The 15,789-nt window shown below is 40.9% G+C and carries 13 protein-coding genes; 5 read left to right on the top strand and 8 right to left on the bottom strand.

The features are described from left to right. The first annotated feature begins 14 nt into the window (after positions 1-14). From BQ5364_RS14325 to mobQ, 4 genes are all read left to right on the top strand, one after another. Positions 15-731: a replication initiator protein A gene (locus BQ5364_RS14325; protein WP_071144508.1), complete on the top strand. Its 717-nt coding sequence runs from the start codon at positions 15-17 to the stop codon at positions 729-731. Beyond that, positions 728-1,585, top strand: a complete 858-nt coding sequence (locus BQ5364_RS14330) for an ATP-binding protein (protein WP_071144509.1) — start codon at positions 728-730, stop codon at positions 1,583-1,585. Before BQ5364_RS14325 ends, BQ5364_RS14330 begins: the two co-directional genes overlap by 4 nt. Before the next feature lie 170 nt (positions 1,586-1,755). After that, positions 1,756-1,977 carry a DUF3847 domain-containing protein gene (locus BQ5364_RS14335; RefSeq protein ID WP_071144510.1) on the top strand — a complete coding sequence of 74 codons (222 nt, stop codon included), beginning with the start codon at positions 1,756-1,758 and terminating at the stop codon, positions 1,975-1,977. 137 nt (positions 1,978-2,114) lie between these two features. Beyond that, positions 2,115-3,824: a MobQ family relaxase gene (gene mobQ, locus BQ5364_RS14340; RefSeq protein WP_071144511.1), complete on the top strand. Its 1,710-nt coding sequence runs from the start codon at positions 2,115-2,117 to the stop codon at positions 3,822-3,824. A gap of 60 nt (positions 3,825-3,884) precedes the next feature. Here mobQ and BQ5364_RS14345 read toward each other — a convergent pair whose 3' ends face one another. The 8 genes from BQ5364_RS14345 to BQ5364_RS14380 all read right to left on the bottom strand — a co-directional run bounded on the left by BQ5364_RS14345 (position 3,885) and on the right by BQ5364_RS14380 (position 13,297). After that, positions 3,885-6,434, bottom strand: a complete 2,550-nt coding sequence (locus BQ5364_RS14345) for an ABC transporter permease (RefSeq protein WP_071144773.1) — start codon at positions 6,432-6,434, stop codon at positions 3,885-3,887. A 13-nt stretch (positions 6,435-6,447) separates the two neighbouring features. Further along, positions 6,448-7,128 carry an ABC transporter ATP-binding protein gene (locus tag BQ5364_RS14350; protein ID WP_071144512.1) on the bottom strand — a complete coding sequence of 227 codons (681 nt, stop codon included), beginning with the start codon at positions 7,126-7,128 and terminating at the stop codon, positions 6,448-6,450. 98 nt (positions 7,129-7,226) lie between these two features. Next, complete coding sequence (locus BQ5364_RS14355; protein ID WP_071144774.1) at positions 7,227-8,135, bottom strand: sensor histidine kinase; 909 nt, start codon at positions 8,133-8,135, stop codon at positions 7,227-7,229. Beyond that, positions 8,132-8,815 (bottom strand): response regulator transcription factor, encoded by a 684-nt coding sequence (locus tag BQ5364_RS14360; RefSeq protein WP_071144513.1) that lies wholly within the window; start codon positions 8,813-8,815, stop codon positions 8,132-8,134. The genes BQ5364_RS14355 and BQ5364_RS14360 overlap by 4 nt, the downstream gene beginning before the upstream one ends. 132 nt (positions 8,816-8,947) lie before the next feature. Beyond that, positions 8,948-9,319 (bottom strand): TnpV protein, encoded by a 372-nt coding sequence (locus tag BQ5364_RS14365; protein WP_071144514.1) that lies wholly within the window; start codon positions 9,317-9,319, stop codon positions 8,948-8,950. 31 nt (positions 9,320-9,350) lie between these two features. Beyond that, on the bottom strand, positions 9,351-11,015 hold the full coding sequence (gene rlmD / locus BQ5364_RS14370) for a 23S rRNA (uracil(1939)-C(5))-methyltransferase RlmD (protein ID WP_071144515.1): 1,665 nt from the start codon (positions 11,013-11,015) through the stop codon (positions 9,351-9,353). 70 nt (positions 11,016-11,085) lie between these two features. Continuing rightward, positions 11,086-12,030, bottom strand: a complete 945-nt coding sequence (locus BQ5364_RS14375; protein WP_004612808.1) for a 3'-5' exoribonuclease YhaM family protein — start codon at positions 12,028-12,030, stop codon at positions 11,086-11,088. Between the two features lie 13 nt (positions 12,031-12,043). Then, a complete protein-coding gene (locus BQ5364_RS14380; RefSeq protein WP_071144516.1) occupies positions 12,044-13,297 on the bottom strand; it encodes a S1C family serine protease in 1,254 nt (417 codons plus the stop codon). 97 nt (positions 13,298-13,394) lie between these two features. Between BQ5364_RS14380 and BQ5364_RS14385 the strand changes: the two genes are divergently transcribed. After that, complete coding sequence (locus tag BQ5364_RS14385; protein WP_071144517.1) at positions 13,395-15,770, top strand: endonuclease MutS2; 2,376 nt, start codon at positions 13,395-13,397, stop codon at positions 15,768-15,770. Positions 15,771-15,789 lie beyond the last annotated feature (19 nt).

The raw sequence follows: 15,789 nt of genomic DNA on the forward strand, positions 1-15,789 counted from the left end.
TTGGAGGTGAACACATGACGGACTTTCTGACAGCAGACACCAACCTGCCATCTTATATGATGTTTCCCCGTTTTCTTCTGGACATGGAAATAAACGAAACTGCCAAAATGCTTTATATTATCCTGCTCGACCGGGCAAGGCTTTCCCAGAAAAATGAGGGCTGGTCAGATATCGCTGGTCATGTGTTCATTTACTTTACAATTGAAGCATTGGCAGAAGTTCTCCACAAAAGCCAGATGACGGTTAAAACTGCTCTGGCAGTACTGGAAAAACAGGAGCTTATCTTCCGAAAACGGCAGGGACCCGGACAGCCCAATCGGATTTATGTAAAACTTCCAAAAGAAACCATCCACTATACAGACAGATTTCTTTCCCTAAGACAGACAGAAAACTGTCCTATTGACAGACAGGATTCTTTCCCCGATACAGACAGAAAACTGTCTGGTAATAAGAAAGAGATAAAAAAGAACCATTTAGCAATAAGAGGGAGTAAGGAGCCACTCTCACCCTATGGAAAATTTCAAAATGTTTTTCTGTCAGAAAAAGAACTTGAAGATATCCGGCAGACAATCCCTGACTGGAAGGATTATATTGAACGCTTATCCGGTTATATGGCTTCTACCGGAAAGCAATATCAGAACCATGCAGCTACCATCATCAGTTGGGCAAGACAGGATCATCCTGCTTCCCAGCAAAGAAATTACGAAAGTGAGGAATACGAAACACTATGACAAGATTTACAGAAAAAGCAACCGCTATAACACCAAACAGAGAGCTTCAGCCTGATGAATATTTTAACGAAACAGACCACCTGATCTACTGTTCCAAATGCAATACGCCAAGACAATGCCGGCATGAATTACAGGGAAAGGTTCTTATTCCTTCCATCCGCTGTAAATGCCAGCAGGAAATCTTTGAGCAGGAAGAAGCCCAGAGAAAACTTCATGAAAAACAAATGGAAATAGAGCATCTTAAAACCAGCGGCTTACAGGACAAAGCACTCTATGACTACACTTTTGCCAGGGATAACGGTATCAATCCAGAAATAAAACTGGCACACAATTATGTAAGCAACTGGGAAGAGATGAAAGCAAACGCTTCCGGACTTCTTATCTGGGGTGATGTCGGTACTGGAAAATCTTTTTTTGCAGGCTGCATTGCCAATGCCCTTCTGGAAAAAGGTGTTCCTGTACTGATGACCAACTTTTCCCGGATTCTGAATACCCTTACCGGAATGCATTTTGAAGACAGAAACCAGTTCATCAACAGCTTAAACCGCTACAGTCTTCTGATTATTGATGATCTCGGAATTGAGCGGAACTCTGACTTTGCACTGGAACAGGTATTCAATGTGATCGACAGTCGTTACCGCAGTAAAAAGCCTCTGATCATAACGACCAATCTCACTTTATCAGAGCTGAATAACGCCGCTGATATCGCACACAAACGAATTTATGACCGTATTCTGGAGAGATGTATTCCTGTCCGTATCAATAACCGGAATATTCGTCAGGACAATGCAACAGCTAATTTAAAACAGGCGAAAAAAATCCTGTTGAACAATCATGCTCCGAACCAGAATTGACTCGAAGAAGTATAACACAATGATTACTTTTCACTGACAGTGGTACTACTTTCTTTCCTCATTTATTACCAGAAATATGCCACTGTCAGTTATCTAAAACCATAGTACCAAACCAAAAGATTTTAAAACCAAAACTGCCCGGATACGGGCATAAAAAGGAGGTGCCAGATATGGCAGATAAAAGAATCATGACACCGGAAGAAAAAGCACTTTTACAGGCAAGACACCGCCAGGAAGAAGCCGAAGCAAGAAATCGCAAAAAAGAACGTGTTGCCAGAACACACCGATTAGTCCAGGAAGGAGCCATTCTGGAAAGTATTGTTCCCCATATTAAAGAAATGGATTTAGATTCCCTGAAACGGGAGCTGATGATCCGGCTACGGGGAATGTAAACGCACAAGTTCTACTCCCGAAGGGCGCACTTACTCACCACCTGATAAATCAGGCAGTGGTATCCCCTTCGGGGCTCGTGCGCTCTGCCGAGGGCTTTATCCGCTGTTGCAGGCAACATCGAAAGGAGGTGCCAGATATGGCAATTTATCATATGCAAGCCAAAGTCGTCAGCCGTGGTTCCGGTCGGTCTGCTGTTGCTGCTTCTGCTTATATGAGCTGTAGCCGGATGTACAATGATTATGATGGTATCCAGCATGACTATACCAGAAAGCATGGGCTAATCTATCAGGAAGTGATGCTTCCACCAATGGCTCCATCGGAATGGAATGACCGGGAACAACTCTGGAATGCTGTGGAAGAAACCGAAAAGACCAAAGACAGTCGACTGGCAAGAGAATTTGTTGTCGCACTCCCTGTTGAATTGGATAAAGACAGCAATATTTCTCTTCTTCAAGATTTTATTAAAAAGAATTTTGTAGATATGGGGATGTGTGCTGATTTTGCCATTCACGATACAGATGGTCACAATCCCCATGCACACATTCTTCTTACTGTCCGACCACTAAATGAAAATGGAACATGGCAGTATAAAACCGAAAAAGAATATCTCTGTATCAAAGATGGGGAAGAAAAAGGATTCACTGCTTCTGAATTTAAAACTGCTCAGAAACAGGGATGGGAAAAGCAATATCGCTATAAAGTTGGGAAAAAGAAAGAATATCTGACTTCCTCTGTTGCACAGGAAAAAGGATATGAACGGATTGATAAACACCCCAAGAGCAGCCGATATGGCAGACAGAATCCTATTTCCGAACAATGGAACAGTGATGAACAACTTTGCATCTGGCGGGCAAACTGGGCAGATGCCGTAAATGAAATGCTTGCACGTAATCAGATAAATGCTACCATTGATCACCGCAGCTTTGCAGATCAGGGAATCACCGAACAGCCAACCATCCATGAAGGCTACATTGCCCAGAATATGGAAAAGAAAGGCATGATAGCAGACCGCTGTGAAATCAACCGTCAAATTCGTGCGGATAACAAAATGCTCCGGGAATTGAAAGTTCAGGTAGCAAAACTGGCGGAAGCTGTAGAAAAGTCTATTCCGATAATTGCAGAAACATTGGAAGCAATCCGCAATCATATGATCTTTACACAGTATCATTTACTTCATAATGAGATGCAAAAAGAAGTAATTCATGATTGGATGAATCATTTTAATCCAATACTGAATAAATATAATGCTGTTAAGAAGAAACTCAAAGCGAAAGTTGCGGAACGGAAAGAACTGAATGTGCAAAAGGAGAAAACCAGTATTTTGAATCCCATCCAGCATATAAAATTGAATCAACAGCTTACCACTGTTACCGAAGAAATTGAAGAACTGAAATCACGGAAAGAACAGCTAATCTTCCAGGCACAATGCACTACCGATAAAGATATGATGAATCTATCCAAGAAATACGACCAGATGAATAAAAATCTGGATGTCCTGGATTCTCAGGACATCTCGCTCCAAAAACAGCTTGAAAAAGACGCCGCCGCTTTCCGGGAAGAAAAATTTCGTCCTGAACCAGAACAATATACCGAATTACTGGATACCAGAATCCAGATACGTCCTGATTTCCGGGATAAGCTGATCGAGCAGCTCAAAGGTACTTTTGGTAAGTATTATGACTATCACCGTCGTGATATTGCCGCTAATGAGGTAGATTATCTCAATGTGGAAGATCCTGATGTTTTTTCCCATCGTGCCTGGAAACTTGAATATCAAAGGAAACAGGAGATGCAACGAAATCAGCCTGCTCGATCTAAGAAAAAGTCACATGATATGGAATTATAATTTCCTTTAAAAAGAGGCGCATGGATCAGCAAATCCATACGCCTAATTTATATATTGTTATTATTCCTTACGAATTCTTTCAACTACACTTTCCTGACTCATCTTTTTAAACTGATACTTTGGAATCGCATATGCAATTCCACTTAATATCGGAACCATAAGCAGGCACGGCACGATTGTAAGATGCAGTTGAAAGAAAAATGCCGTAGCAAACGTATTTGATAAAATCTTTTCTGCACCAAACACAACCAGTATGATTGCAATAACAAATGCACCTCCCAAATATATGAATCCTTCTGCAATCAGCATTTTTGATATCTGCTTTTTCGTCATTCCTACAACCTCCAAAAGTGCCAGCTCCTTTTTCCTGCTAATCACAGAAGTTGTTGTTGTATTAAAGAAATTCATAATACCTATAAAAGCTAAAATAACAACAAGGAAACCACCGATCATATAATATTTTCCGACAAACCGCCTAAAGCTCGCCTTCATATCCAATACAGAAGAAACATTTATCATATCATTTTCTTTCAAAACATTTTTATCAATGTATTCTTTTACTTGCTTATCCTCTCCCTTCTTGGCATCAATAGCAGCATACATTGCTGATTGATTTCCTGTCTGGGTGATATACTCTTCTTCTGGGATCATTACTGTAATATAAACAGTATCTGCATACGGATAATCCAGGGAATATGGCATCATAGCTTCTCCGATCACCCCATAATCTTTCTGCTTTCCGTTTCCGTACTCCATTTTAAAAGTTTTGCCAGACTGATAATAAGAAACTGGTTGTTCTGTATATTTATCACTATAGTCCACAATCACATAATCCCCACTTTTAAACGTATCCCAGGAACATTTTTCCCCTTTCCATTCTAACATATCAAACACCGCTTCACTAATTCCGAGGAAATGAACCTTTACAGTATTATCCGCTTTTGTTTTCTCCCAGATTTGTTTTTCATAATCTGTCCAGTTTTCTTTGTTTTTTTCTGCCAATGTCTCCCACGTTTTCATAAGTGCCGGTTCCATCTTATGTCTTTCTTCCGAATAATACACATATCCTGTTTTCTCACTTTCCGGACACTTATTCAGAATCTCTTTGATTTCAGGTGTAATACCATTAAAATTCGTATTTAACAGATTACCTGTCATCTGATCTAATTTAAAATCGGTTGGCAAAAGAATCTTCCTGTATGAATCTAGGTCATATCCCTGCACCAGCATTACAATACAGTTAACCACTACCATAGAAAGAGCGATGGAAAGCATAACAATTAATCCTTTTTTCCAGTTCCGGAATACATTTTGAGCTGCCAGCCCCCACCATGTTACGGAAGTATTTTTTTTCATTTTTCGTCTTGACTGCTCTCCTTCTGCCAAATGCAGAGCTTCCACAGGAGATACTCGTTCAACCATTCTACAAGCCTGCAAACTTGAAAGATACACCGTCAAAAGTGTAAAAAGTGCTGCAACAATAAAAATCAAAGGATTTGCTGATACTACAGTCAGAGCCGTCTGCCCAGCCTGTTCGGTGATTTCATTATCTGCTGTCAATGATGGAGCCATTAAAAGACCTGCAAGATAACCACAAAACAGACCGAGTGGAATGCCAATGACAGACAATCGCCACGCTTGCATACGCACAATTTTTTTCAATTGTTTTCCTGTTGTTCCCACGTTCTTCAATAATCCGTAGGCTCTGATATCCGTTTTCACGGATATATTAAAAATATTATAAATAATTAAGTAACCAGCCAATATCACAAACAGTACCATTACTATAAGGGAAGTGAATGAAAATGAATCCTCTTCAAAAAGATTATATGCCGGATTGACCTCCAATCCTGTCCCTGCTTTCGTAAATTCTGCTGTCTTAGATATATTTTCTGTTTTCTTTTCCAGATTCCAAAGATTCTTATACCAGACCGAATATTCTTTACAGCCATTATAGATACCATTTTGTAACTCATCCTGTGTAACGTGATAACGATTTTCCTTTGCATAGGATTCGGATACCCAGATCATCTGTCCTAAAACAGCCTTATCACCCTGCCAGAATCCACATATCTGAAACGTATCTGTCTTATATTGTTTCAGCATGGGATTTACTTCCCAGGTCAGCGTTACTTCTTCCCCAATCTTTGGTGTAACACCCATAGCTTCCAGTACCATGCTACTAAGCGCTACCTCATTCTTTTTCTCCGGCAATCTTCCTGTAGTCGGCAGACAATTAAAACTTTCTGCCATATTTTCATCTGCATATCGGACCTCTACGGAAAATCCAAACCGCTCGTCCATTCCAGCTCCCAGAAAAATACCGGAACCATATCGTTCCACATCTTCATCCTGTTCTATTGTTTTTTGCAATCTCTCCGCATCTTCTTCTGACAAATTCTGCGCAATAGCATGGGATGAATCCATAAATTGCTTAATTTCTGTTGCTCTTTTGGAAAGTATCATGGATACGCTCCCCACAAATAGGCTTGTAAATAACAGTGATGTCAACATGATTGCAATAACAGCAATAATATTTCTTGCTCGGTTCATTTTCATAAAACGTTTCGTCAATAATCGTAACGTTTCTTTATTCTCTACTTTTACCATATAATCGTCCTCACTATACCAAACCACTGTCTGAAACAATTTTTCCGTCTTCTATCTGTAAAATCCGGTCTGCCATCTGGGCAATCTCTTCATTATGGGTAATCATAACGATGGTTTGGTGAAAACGCTTACTGGTTACTTTCAGAAGCCCTAATACATCCTGACTTGTTTTCGAATCCAAATTTCCAGTCGGCTCGTCAGCGAGCAAAATGGCAGGTTTTGCAACTAAGGCTCTTGCAATTGCCACTCTCTGTTGCTGTCCACCGGATAGAGCGCTTGGCAGGTTTTCCAATTTTGTCCGAATACCCAGTGTATCAATAATTTTATCTACATAACCTTTTTCTACCTTTTTTCCATCCAGTTTCACAGGAAGAATAATATTTTCCCATACATTCAACATCGGAACCAAGTTATACTGTTGAAATACGAAACCAATATTCCTACGTCGGAAAATGGTAAGCTCTTCATCTGTCATATGGCTTAAGTTCTGTCCATCCACAATTACCTGCCCAGATGTTGGATTATCTAATCCTCCAATCATATGAAGCATCGTAGACTTTCCGCTCCCAGAAGTTCCAACAATCGCTACAAACTCCCCCTTTTCCACTTCTAAATTTACACCATCAAGGGCTTTGACTTCTGTTTCTCCTTGTCCATATATTTTTCTTAAATTCACTGCTTTTAATATATTCATGCCATCCTCCCATCAAAAAAGTCTGTATTGATCTTTACAATACAGACTTTATCATAACAATGTCTCCATCTGGTTTCTGAAATATCACAGTTTTGATACTATTCCTTTTTTGATATCGGGAGAAACACAGAAAATGTAGAACCCTTTCCTCTCTTTGATGTCACTTTTATATACCCCTTTTGTGCCTGAATGATCTCTCTTGCAAGGAATAAGCCAATTCCTACTCCTGGCTGGTCTGCCACTGACAGACTCCGATAAAACCTTCCAAATATCTTTGGTATTTCTTCTTTTTCTATTCCAATGCCATCATCAATGATATCAATCTTTACAAAAAAAGAATACTGCTCGACTTTTATCTGAACATTTCCCCCACATGCTGTGTATTTAATCGCATTGTCTACAATATTTCCGAGTGCCTCCACGGTCCATTTTGAATCACATCGAATATGCAAATCCGTGTCACATAGGCTCAGAGTAATATTCTTCTCCCTTACTTTTACATTAAACTGCTGCTGTATAGATTCAAGCATCTGCTTAATAGTAGTATCCTCCGAATGTACTGCGATAATTCCACTCTCCATCCGTGATAATTTGACCAATGATTGTATCAAAAAATCTAATTTCTCTGTTTGCTCCAAAATGGTAGCTATCTCCTCCTGATTTTCATTACTCACTTCAGAGAGTATTTCTCCATAGATTTTCAGATTTGAAATAGGAGTCAGTGTCTGATGCACAATATCTGAAATAAGTTTTTGTATCACTTCTTTCTGTTCCTGTTGATTTTTTCCTGCCAGAAAGCTACTGTCTATATATTGTTTCATGCTGTTTTCAAGAGCAGAATACTTTTCTTCTGATATTTCTGTCCGTTCCAGTTCTCCATCTATTGCACAATCCAACATTTGCTGCAACCGGTTCAAAAGCTTTTTTTCTTTCTGATAAAAAAAGCTGTACCAAAAAACTCCGCTCAGGACAAATATAACTACAATCAACATAATTGTTTCTATCATCCATTCACCGCCCATGTATAACCAATTCCATAAACCGTCTTGATATATTCAGGTTTCTGCGTATCATCTTCTAATTTGTCTCTGAGGCGTTTGATAGCAACAGTCAAGGCATGGGCATCCACAAACTCTGTATCTTCCTGCCATACCTCGTCAATCAGATATTCCCGTTTCAATACTTTTCCTCTGTTTTCACACAGCACTCTAAGGAGCTTTTGTTCTGTCTTACTAAGTTCAATAGGTTCTCCATCTTTGAAAAATTCCATTTTATCGAAATAGAACTCAAATCCATCAAGCTCCATAGAATTCTTAGCTGCTACCTCTTTATTTCTAAGCTGCACAGACACTCTTGCACGCAAAACCATCAAGCTAAACGGTTTCGTAATATAATCATTTGCCCCAGCTTCCAATCCTGTTACAATATCTACTTCCATGTTATTTACTGTAAGCAGAATAATCGGCACCTGACTATTTTTCCTTATTTCTCTTACAAAATCAATCCCATTCCCATCCGGCAAATTCACATCTAATAAAACCAATGTGATATCTTCCTTTTTCAAGATTTCTCTAGCTTCCTGCAAAGTTCTGCACTGATAAAAGAAATAAGCATCATTCTTTAAAGCCAGACGGATTCCATCATTTAATTTTTTGTCATCTTCAACAATCAGTAACTTTTCACTCATATTTTCTCTGCTTTCTTACAAATTACGCTAATTGTATCATTGCCAGTTTTATAAATCAAATCATTAAGTCAAAATCTCCGACAGAATTTATCTTATAAACAGCAAAAAGCTCCCGAAGGAGCTTTCCACGCTTTAAATATACACTAATTCTTTCAACACAATCTCTTCTGCAGCATTCCGGATATTATTTACCGCTCTGACCCATTCCATCTGGTCACAAGCTTTCAATTCTTCCGTAATGCCCTGCCTCTCCATCATCTGACACACCAGAATATCCATTCTCTCCTGTGCTTCATCGTCCACAGTATTCAGATGTTCTGTCAGTCTGTCTTCCAACATATACAGTGAATACATTACCGGACGATGCTCTTTCAGATATGTTCTCCGTAGCATTCCATATTTTCCATAATGCGGTTCTTCATCTGTACTGACAAGATTCGGATAGTAAATTCCGTCTGCGCCAAGTGTGTAGGTTCCACCCATTTTTTCAAATGTGCTTTTCATGTGTTATTCCTCCTTGAAATCAGCGATGTCCTTAGATCATCGCAAAATATTTCAGGGCAGCCTTGATAGCATCTTCTTTCTCTTTCGGGCATTGTGGAACTCTTGCATTTTCTGATTTTGGAAGATTATAGTTTTCTCCCACTTCAATTCCACATTTGCGTTTTACCTGAGAAATATATAAACTTGAAACCTTCAAGCCAAATTCTTTCAGCACATAATCTTTGATTTCCTGATAGGTTGCTTTCAACTCGGCACTGGTGGCATCCAGCTCGTCCAGGTCTAAGTCGATCTCTATCGTGTCATCTGGTTTTTGTTGGGACAAAAGAACAACCGTCTCGACGTGTACCGTATTCGCAAACATATCCACCGCCCTGACTCTCTTCAGCTCATACCCATTCTCACACAGATACTTCAGATCTCTTGCCAATGTCGCTGAATCGCAGCTCACATACACGATCCGTTCAGGCTGCATCTGTATCATCGTCTCAAGCAGCGTCTCGTCGCATCCTTTTCGCGGTGGATCCACAACAATCACATCTGCATAAGCCTTCTCACCACCATGCTCTTTTACATAGTTTTCATAATACTGCGGAAGCACTTCTTCTGATTTCCCTACAAAAAATTGCGCGTTTTCAATACCATTCAACGCTGCATTTCTTTTTGCATCCTCTATTGCCTGCGGGATAATCTCCACGCCATACACCTGTTTTGCTTTCTGTGCGAGGAAGAGGGAAATCGTGCCGATTCCACAATATAAATCCCAGACAGTCTCATTTCCGTGAAGTCCTGCGTACTCCAAAGCCTGTCCATATAAATTTTCTGTCTGTACCGGGTTGACCTGATAAAATGAAAGCGGCGAAATCTGGTATTTTACATTGCCGATGTAATCGGTAATATACGCCTGTCCCCAAAGCACCTTTATCTCCCGCCCAAGAATCACATTCGTGCGCTCGCGGTTCACATTTAATGTGATACTTGTCATGCCCGGAATCTCACGCAAATTATCCACCAATTTTTCTGATTTTGGGAAGTTATCCCCATTTATGATGAGGCAGACCATGATTTCCCCAGTCCGAAATCCATAGCGGATCAGCACATGGCGAAGAAGTCCTTCTCCGGTAGTCTCGTCATATGTTGTAATGTGATGTATGTTCATGAAATCCACAATCATTTCCAAAATTTCTCTGTTCTGTTTTACGCCAAGAGCACACTCTGTGTTTGGAATAATCTGATGGGTCCGTCCTGCATAGAATCCTGTCACAATATGCCCTTGTTTGTCTGTTCCAAACGGAAACTGCGCCTTGTTACGATAATAGAACGGCTCTTCCATTCCGCAAATTGGCTCCATCACCTCATCTAATTCTTCTGGTGCAAATCCTCCAATTCGCTCCAGATTGCCACGCACCTTCTTTTCCTTGAACTCCAATTGCTTTTCATAAGAAAGTTCCTGAATCTGGCATCCACCACACTGCCTTGCAACCGGACATTTCGCCTCCACACGGTCACAAGACGGCTCCAACACCTGCATCAACCTCGCATAACCATAGTTCTTTTTCGCTTTCGTAATCTTCACTTCAGCCCTGTCCCCAATCAACGCATCTTTGACAAATAAAGTGTAGCCATCTACTTTTCCAATTCCCTCACCATTTACTCCAATATCCTCTATTTTCAACGTTATCAGCTCGTTTTTCTTCATATTTTCTCCCTTCAACTTCAATTTGGGGACGTAGTAAAATTGAATTTTACTACGTCCCCAAATAAATAAATTAAATACTACTCCGTCTTAAATTTGACTCAAACAACCGATTATATCCAAGCCAATCTTTATTTCCTTCTTTTTCTTTAAAGATCTCCGTCAATGTCTGCAATTTCGCATCTGTCGCATCTGCATAGTGCAATGCAACCGCCTCGGCAAGCGCCGGTTTTTTCGGAGAACCGTATTCCAGTTCGCCATGATGTGCAATTACACAATGTTTCAACTCGCTCGCAAGTTTCTCCGGAAATCCCTCAATCGTACGCACACCTTCGCCGATCATCTCAACACCGATCACAATGTGTCCCAGCAACTGCCCGTCGTCTGTATAATCATTCTCCGGAAATGTTGACAGCTCTTTTGTCTTCCCAATATCGTGAAAAATTGCTGCCGTATATAATAAATCCTTATTCAAAATCTCGTATGCGCTGACATAATACTCACACATTTTCAGGATGCTCAGCGTATGCTCCAAAAGTCCGCCTGCAAATCCATGATGCACGCTCTTTGCTGCCGAGTGATTTTTGAAACGTTTGATAAACGCCTCATCTTTTACAAAATAATATTCAAGCAATTGATGCAGGTATGTATTCTCTACTTTCCCAATATAAGATAACAGTTCTTCATACATGCCATCTACGCTTTTTTCCGTCGTCGGCATATAGTCTGCTGGATTGTACTCATCTTCATATGGTTTACGAAGCTGCTTGATGTTCAACTGTAAATTATTGTTATAACTGATTACCTCACCGAGCACTTCCACAAAATCCATCTCATCATAGTCAGCGATCCCACCTGAATTCGGATCCCAAATCTTCCCATCTAAAGTTCCTGTCTTATCCTGAAGCAGCAGATTATCATATGGTTTCCCATTTCTTGTCTCCGCTGTACGTTTTGTCTTGCACAAATAGATTCCTCTGATTGTCTCTCCCTCATGTAATGTATTAATAAATCTCATATCTTTCCTCTTTCTATTCTTTTATTCCGATTGTAACAGTAAAATGAATCTCCACATATTCTTCAGCACCTCGGCGCTGCCCTGTCAGCGTAACTTCCGTGCCCACATCCTGTGTGATCATGGTACTGTGATACCCAATGACAGACTCTATTTTCTTTTTATCTATATGAGTGATAATATCTCCATTCTGGATTCCCGCTTTCATTGCCGGTGAGTCCGCCTCCACCTCTGTCACGCAAAATCCTTCCGGAATATTCTGAGCTGTCGCGATATCCTCTGTAATCATCGTGCCAACTATTCCGATATACGGAACTTCTTTCGCATTCGACATCAGTTCAATCTCGCTCTTGATCGACGAAATTCCATACGCAGACAGCACACCTGTGTCTGCCCCCAAATCTGGTGCAATAATTCCGACAACGGCGCCATCAATATTAAACAATATTCCGCTGCTTTCTGCTGATTTGGGCATATCTGTCACAATCACTTTGTATTCTCCGTCCGCAAGCATAACGCTTTCCTGAACGGAACTTGCGATTCCAATTCCCATTCCATCACTATATCCAAACGGATTGCCAAGTGCGATTACCGTTTTCCCCTGACTCAGCACATTGGAATTTCCAAGTTCGGCGACCTTGATTCTGTCCCATGTTGTATCTTTTATCAGACTCCTGTCCACTCCGACAATCGCCATGCCAATATTTGCATCCTTCTTTTTCACTGTCGCCGTACACGTTGTATTATCTACAAATTTCACTTGCAATTCTGATACATCTGACAGCGCATCCATCTCTGTCAATATGAGGAGCTCCTGTCCGTTATCTGCAACAATCACTCCCGATACTTTATGATCAGCGCCCCTATCTTCCTCAAGTAAATTTCCATTTTCATGAACCGCACTCACTTCCACAACGCTCTTTTTCGCTTCCAGAGCGGTCTGCGTAAGAAGTGAATTCAATTCTTTGTACTTTTCGATCGTAAATTCTTCCTGCGTTGTCTGGGTATCTTCTGATGGCGTATTCTGGGTATCTTCATCTTTCGGAATTTCTATCTTATCTGGATTCTTTTGAAATGTTGATTCTGCCCATGGTTTTAACGCAAAAAAACCAATGCTGGCAGCAACTCCAAAGAGAAGTCCTTTTCCAACCAACCAAGATATCTTATATAACACCTTTTTCCTGCTAAATGCTTCATCCTTGATTTTTTCTTGTAAAAAAGAATATTTCTCCGGCTCCTGATCTGGTCCGTGATCCGTTTCCATAGACATACTCATTTCTCCTTATTTCTAATCCTTTTTATAGTATACAATATTTCTTCTTTCCTTTGCAACTCAAATAGGTTAAAATATACTCAGGGTGAGAAAAATGAATCAAAAAACATTATTAAAATTAGAATATGACAAAATAATCAATCTTTTGGCAGATCAGGCATCTTCAGACAGCGGAAAAAGACGCTGCAAGACTTTGTTGCCTATGACTGACTTAGAAGAAATCAATACAGCAGAAGAACAGACTGCCGCCGCATTTACACGAATCGTGAAAAAAGGACGGCCTTCTTTTAGTGGATGTTACTCCGTGGAAGACTCTATGAAACGCCTTGAGATCGGCGCCGCTCTTAGCAGCGCAGAACTTCTTCGCATCTGCAAATTAGCAGAGACTGCGGGGCGTGCCAAATCTTACGGACGTCATGATACCGTGGACGAACTTGCCGACTGCCTCGACAGCTATTTCGAGCAGTTAACTCCGCTTACTCCACTTACAACCGAGATACGAAGATGCATTATCGAAGAAGATGAGATCAGTGATGATGCAAGCAGCAATTTAAAACATATCCGCAGAAGTATCGGAATGATCAACGATAAGGTACATTCCACGTTGACCTCCCTTGTCAATGGTTCTCTTCGTTCCTATTTACAAGATCCAATCATTACAATGCGGGGCGACCGTTACTGCCTGCCGGTGAAAGCGGAATACCGCAGTCAGGTAAGCGGAATGATTCACGATCAGTCTTCTACCGGTTCCACACTTTTTATTGAACCGATGGATGTCGTAAAACTTAACAATGACTTAAAAGAACTTTACGGAAAGGAACAGGAGGAAATTCAGATTATTCTGGCAAGACTCAGTGTGGATGCTGCAGAATACATCGAAGAACTTCGCAGCAATTACATAATTCTCGGAGAACTGGATTTTATTTTTGCAAAAGGTGCTCTGGCACTTTCGATGAATGCAAGCCGTCCAATTTTTAATACAGACGGATATATTCATATCCGCGAAGGGCGCCATCCACTCTTGGGCAAGAAAAAAGTCGTACCGATTACGATTATGCTCGGCAAGGAATTTGACCTCCTCATCGTAACCGGGCCGAACACGGGCGGTAAGACTGTTTCCTTAAAAACAGTCGGATTATTCACATTGATGGGGCAGGCAGGTTTGCATATTCCTGCACTTGACCGCTCCAAGCTTTCTGTATTCGAAAATGTATACGCCGATATCGGGGATGAGCAGAGTATTGAGCAGAGTCTCAGTACATTCTCTTCACACATGACGAATATCGTATCTTTCCTGCAGGATGTGGACGACCGTTCTCTTGTACTTTTTGATGAACTCGGTGCAGGAACCGATCCAACAGAAGGAGCCGCACTTGCAATTGCAATCCTTTCTTATTTGCATGAAAGAGGAATCCGAACAATGGCAACAACGCACTACAGTGAGTTAAAAGTATTTGCACTTTCCACTAAAGGTGTCGAAAATGCCTGCTGTGAATTTGATGTAGAGACGCTGCGTCCGACTTACCATTTATTGATTGGTATTCCGGGAAAAAGTAATGCGTTTGCCATTTCCAGCAAGCTTGGACTTCCAGATTACATTATTGAAAGTGCGAAAAGTCATCTGTCTGAACAAGACGAATCTTTTGAAGACTTACTTGCCGATTTAGAGACAAGCCGGCGCACAATCGAAAAGGAGCAGGCTGAGATTGCCTCTTACAAACGCGAGATTGAAAAGCTAAAACATAGTCTTGATGCCAAACAGGAGAAATTAACCGAACAAAAAGAACGTATTATAAAAGAAGCAAACGAAAAAGCCAATGCCATCCTGCGTGAAGCAAAAGAAGTTGCCGATGAGACGATGAAGCAGTTCCGAAAATTCGGAAAAGAAAATATCTCTGCAGCCGATATGGAACGAGAACGGGAACGTTTACGAAAAAAAATGGCAAAGACACAATCCGGCATGACATTGGAAAAGAAAAAACCAAAGAAACAGCACAAACCAAGCGATTTCAGATTAGGGGAGTCCGTGAAAGTTCTCAGCATGAATCTGACCGGAACGGTAAGCTCCCTCCCAGACGCCAAAGGAAATCTTTTTGTACAGATGGGAATCCTTCGTTCGCAAGTGAACATTTCGGATTTAGAGATCATCGAGGAACCGATGACCATCACAGCCAAACAGATGCGACGTACCTCCACCGGCAAGATGAAGATGAGCAAATCGCTTGCAGTAAGCCCGGAGATCAATCTCCTTGGAAAGACTGTGGATGAGGCTATCGCCGAACTGGATAAATATCTGGATGATGCATACATTGCACATGTGAGTCCTGTTCGTATCGTCCATGGAAAGGGAACCGGAGCGCTTCGCAACGGAATCCACAGCTACCTGAAACGCCAAAAACATGTGAAATCCTACCGTCTCGGCGCTTTTGGTGAAGGAGATGCCGGTGTTACAATCGTAGAATTCAAGTAGATGTTCACTCACAAATTTA

This window comes from Coprococcus phoceensis (genome assembly GCF_900104635.1).
In the GTDB taxonomy this organism is placed as follows: Bacteria; Bacillota; Clostridia; order Lachnospirales; family Lachnospiraceae; genus Faecalimonas; species Faecalimonas phoceensis.

What these genes read in the sequence shown, in the direction of transcription:
- BQ5364_RS14380 (WP_071144516.1), bottom strand. Translation starts at nt 13,297, where the DNA reads ATGTCTATGGAAACGGATCACGGACCAGATCAGGAGCCGGAGAAATAT.
- BQ5364_RS14330 (WP_071144509.1), top strand. Translation starts at nt 728, where the DNA reads ATGACAAGATTTACAGAAAAAGCAACCGCTATAACACCAAACAGAGAG.
- BQ5364_RS14375 (WP_004612808.1), bottom strand. Translation starts at nt 12,030, where the DNA reads ATGAGATTTATTAATACATTACATGAGGGAGAGACAATCAGAGGAATC.
- BQ5364_RS14360 (WP_071144513.1), bottom strand. Translation starts at nt 8,815, where the DNA reads ATGAGTGAAAAGTTACTGATTGTTGAAGATGACAAAAAATTAAATGAT.
- BQ5364_RS14325 (WP_071144508.1), top strand. Translation starts at nt 15, where the DNA reads ATGACGGACTTTCTGACAGCAGACACCAACCTGCCATCTTATATGATG.
- BQ5364_RS14345 (WP_071144773.1), bottom strand. Translation starts at nt 6,434, where the DNA reads ATGGTAAAAGTAGAGAATAAAGAAACGTTACGATTATTGACGAAACGT.
- BQ5364_RS14355 (WP_071144774.1), bottom strand. Translation starts at nt 8,135, where the DNA reads ATGATAGAAACAATTATGTTGATTGTAGTTATATTTGTCCTGAGCGGA.
- mobQ (WP_071144511.1), top strand. Translation starts at nt 2,115, where the DNA reads ATGGCAATTTATCATATGCAAGCCAAAGTCGTCAGCCGTGGTTCCGGT.
- BQ5364_RS14365 (WP_071144514.1), bottom strand. Translation starts at nt 9,319, where the DNA reads ATGAAAAGCACATTTGAAAAAATGGGTGGAACCTACACACTTGGCGCA.
- BQ5364_RS14335 (WP_071144510.1), top strand. Translation starts at nt 1,756, where the DNA reads ATGGCAGATAAAAGAATCATGACACCGGAAGAAAAAGCACTTTTACAG.
- BQ5364_RS14385 (WP_071144517.1), top strand. Translation starts at nt 13,395, where the DNA reads ATGAATCAAAAAACATTATTAAAATTAGAATATGACAAAATAATCAAT.
- rlmD (WP_071144515.1), bottom strand. Translation starts at nt 11,015, where the DNA reads ATGAAGAAAAACGAGCTGATAACGTTGAAAATAGAGGATATTGGAGTA.
- BQ5364_RS14350 (WP_071144512.1), bottom strand. Translation starts at nt 7,128, where the DNA reads ATGAATATATTAAAAGCAGTGAATTTAAGAAAAATATATGGACAAGGA.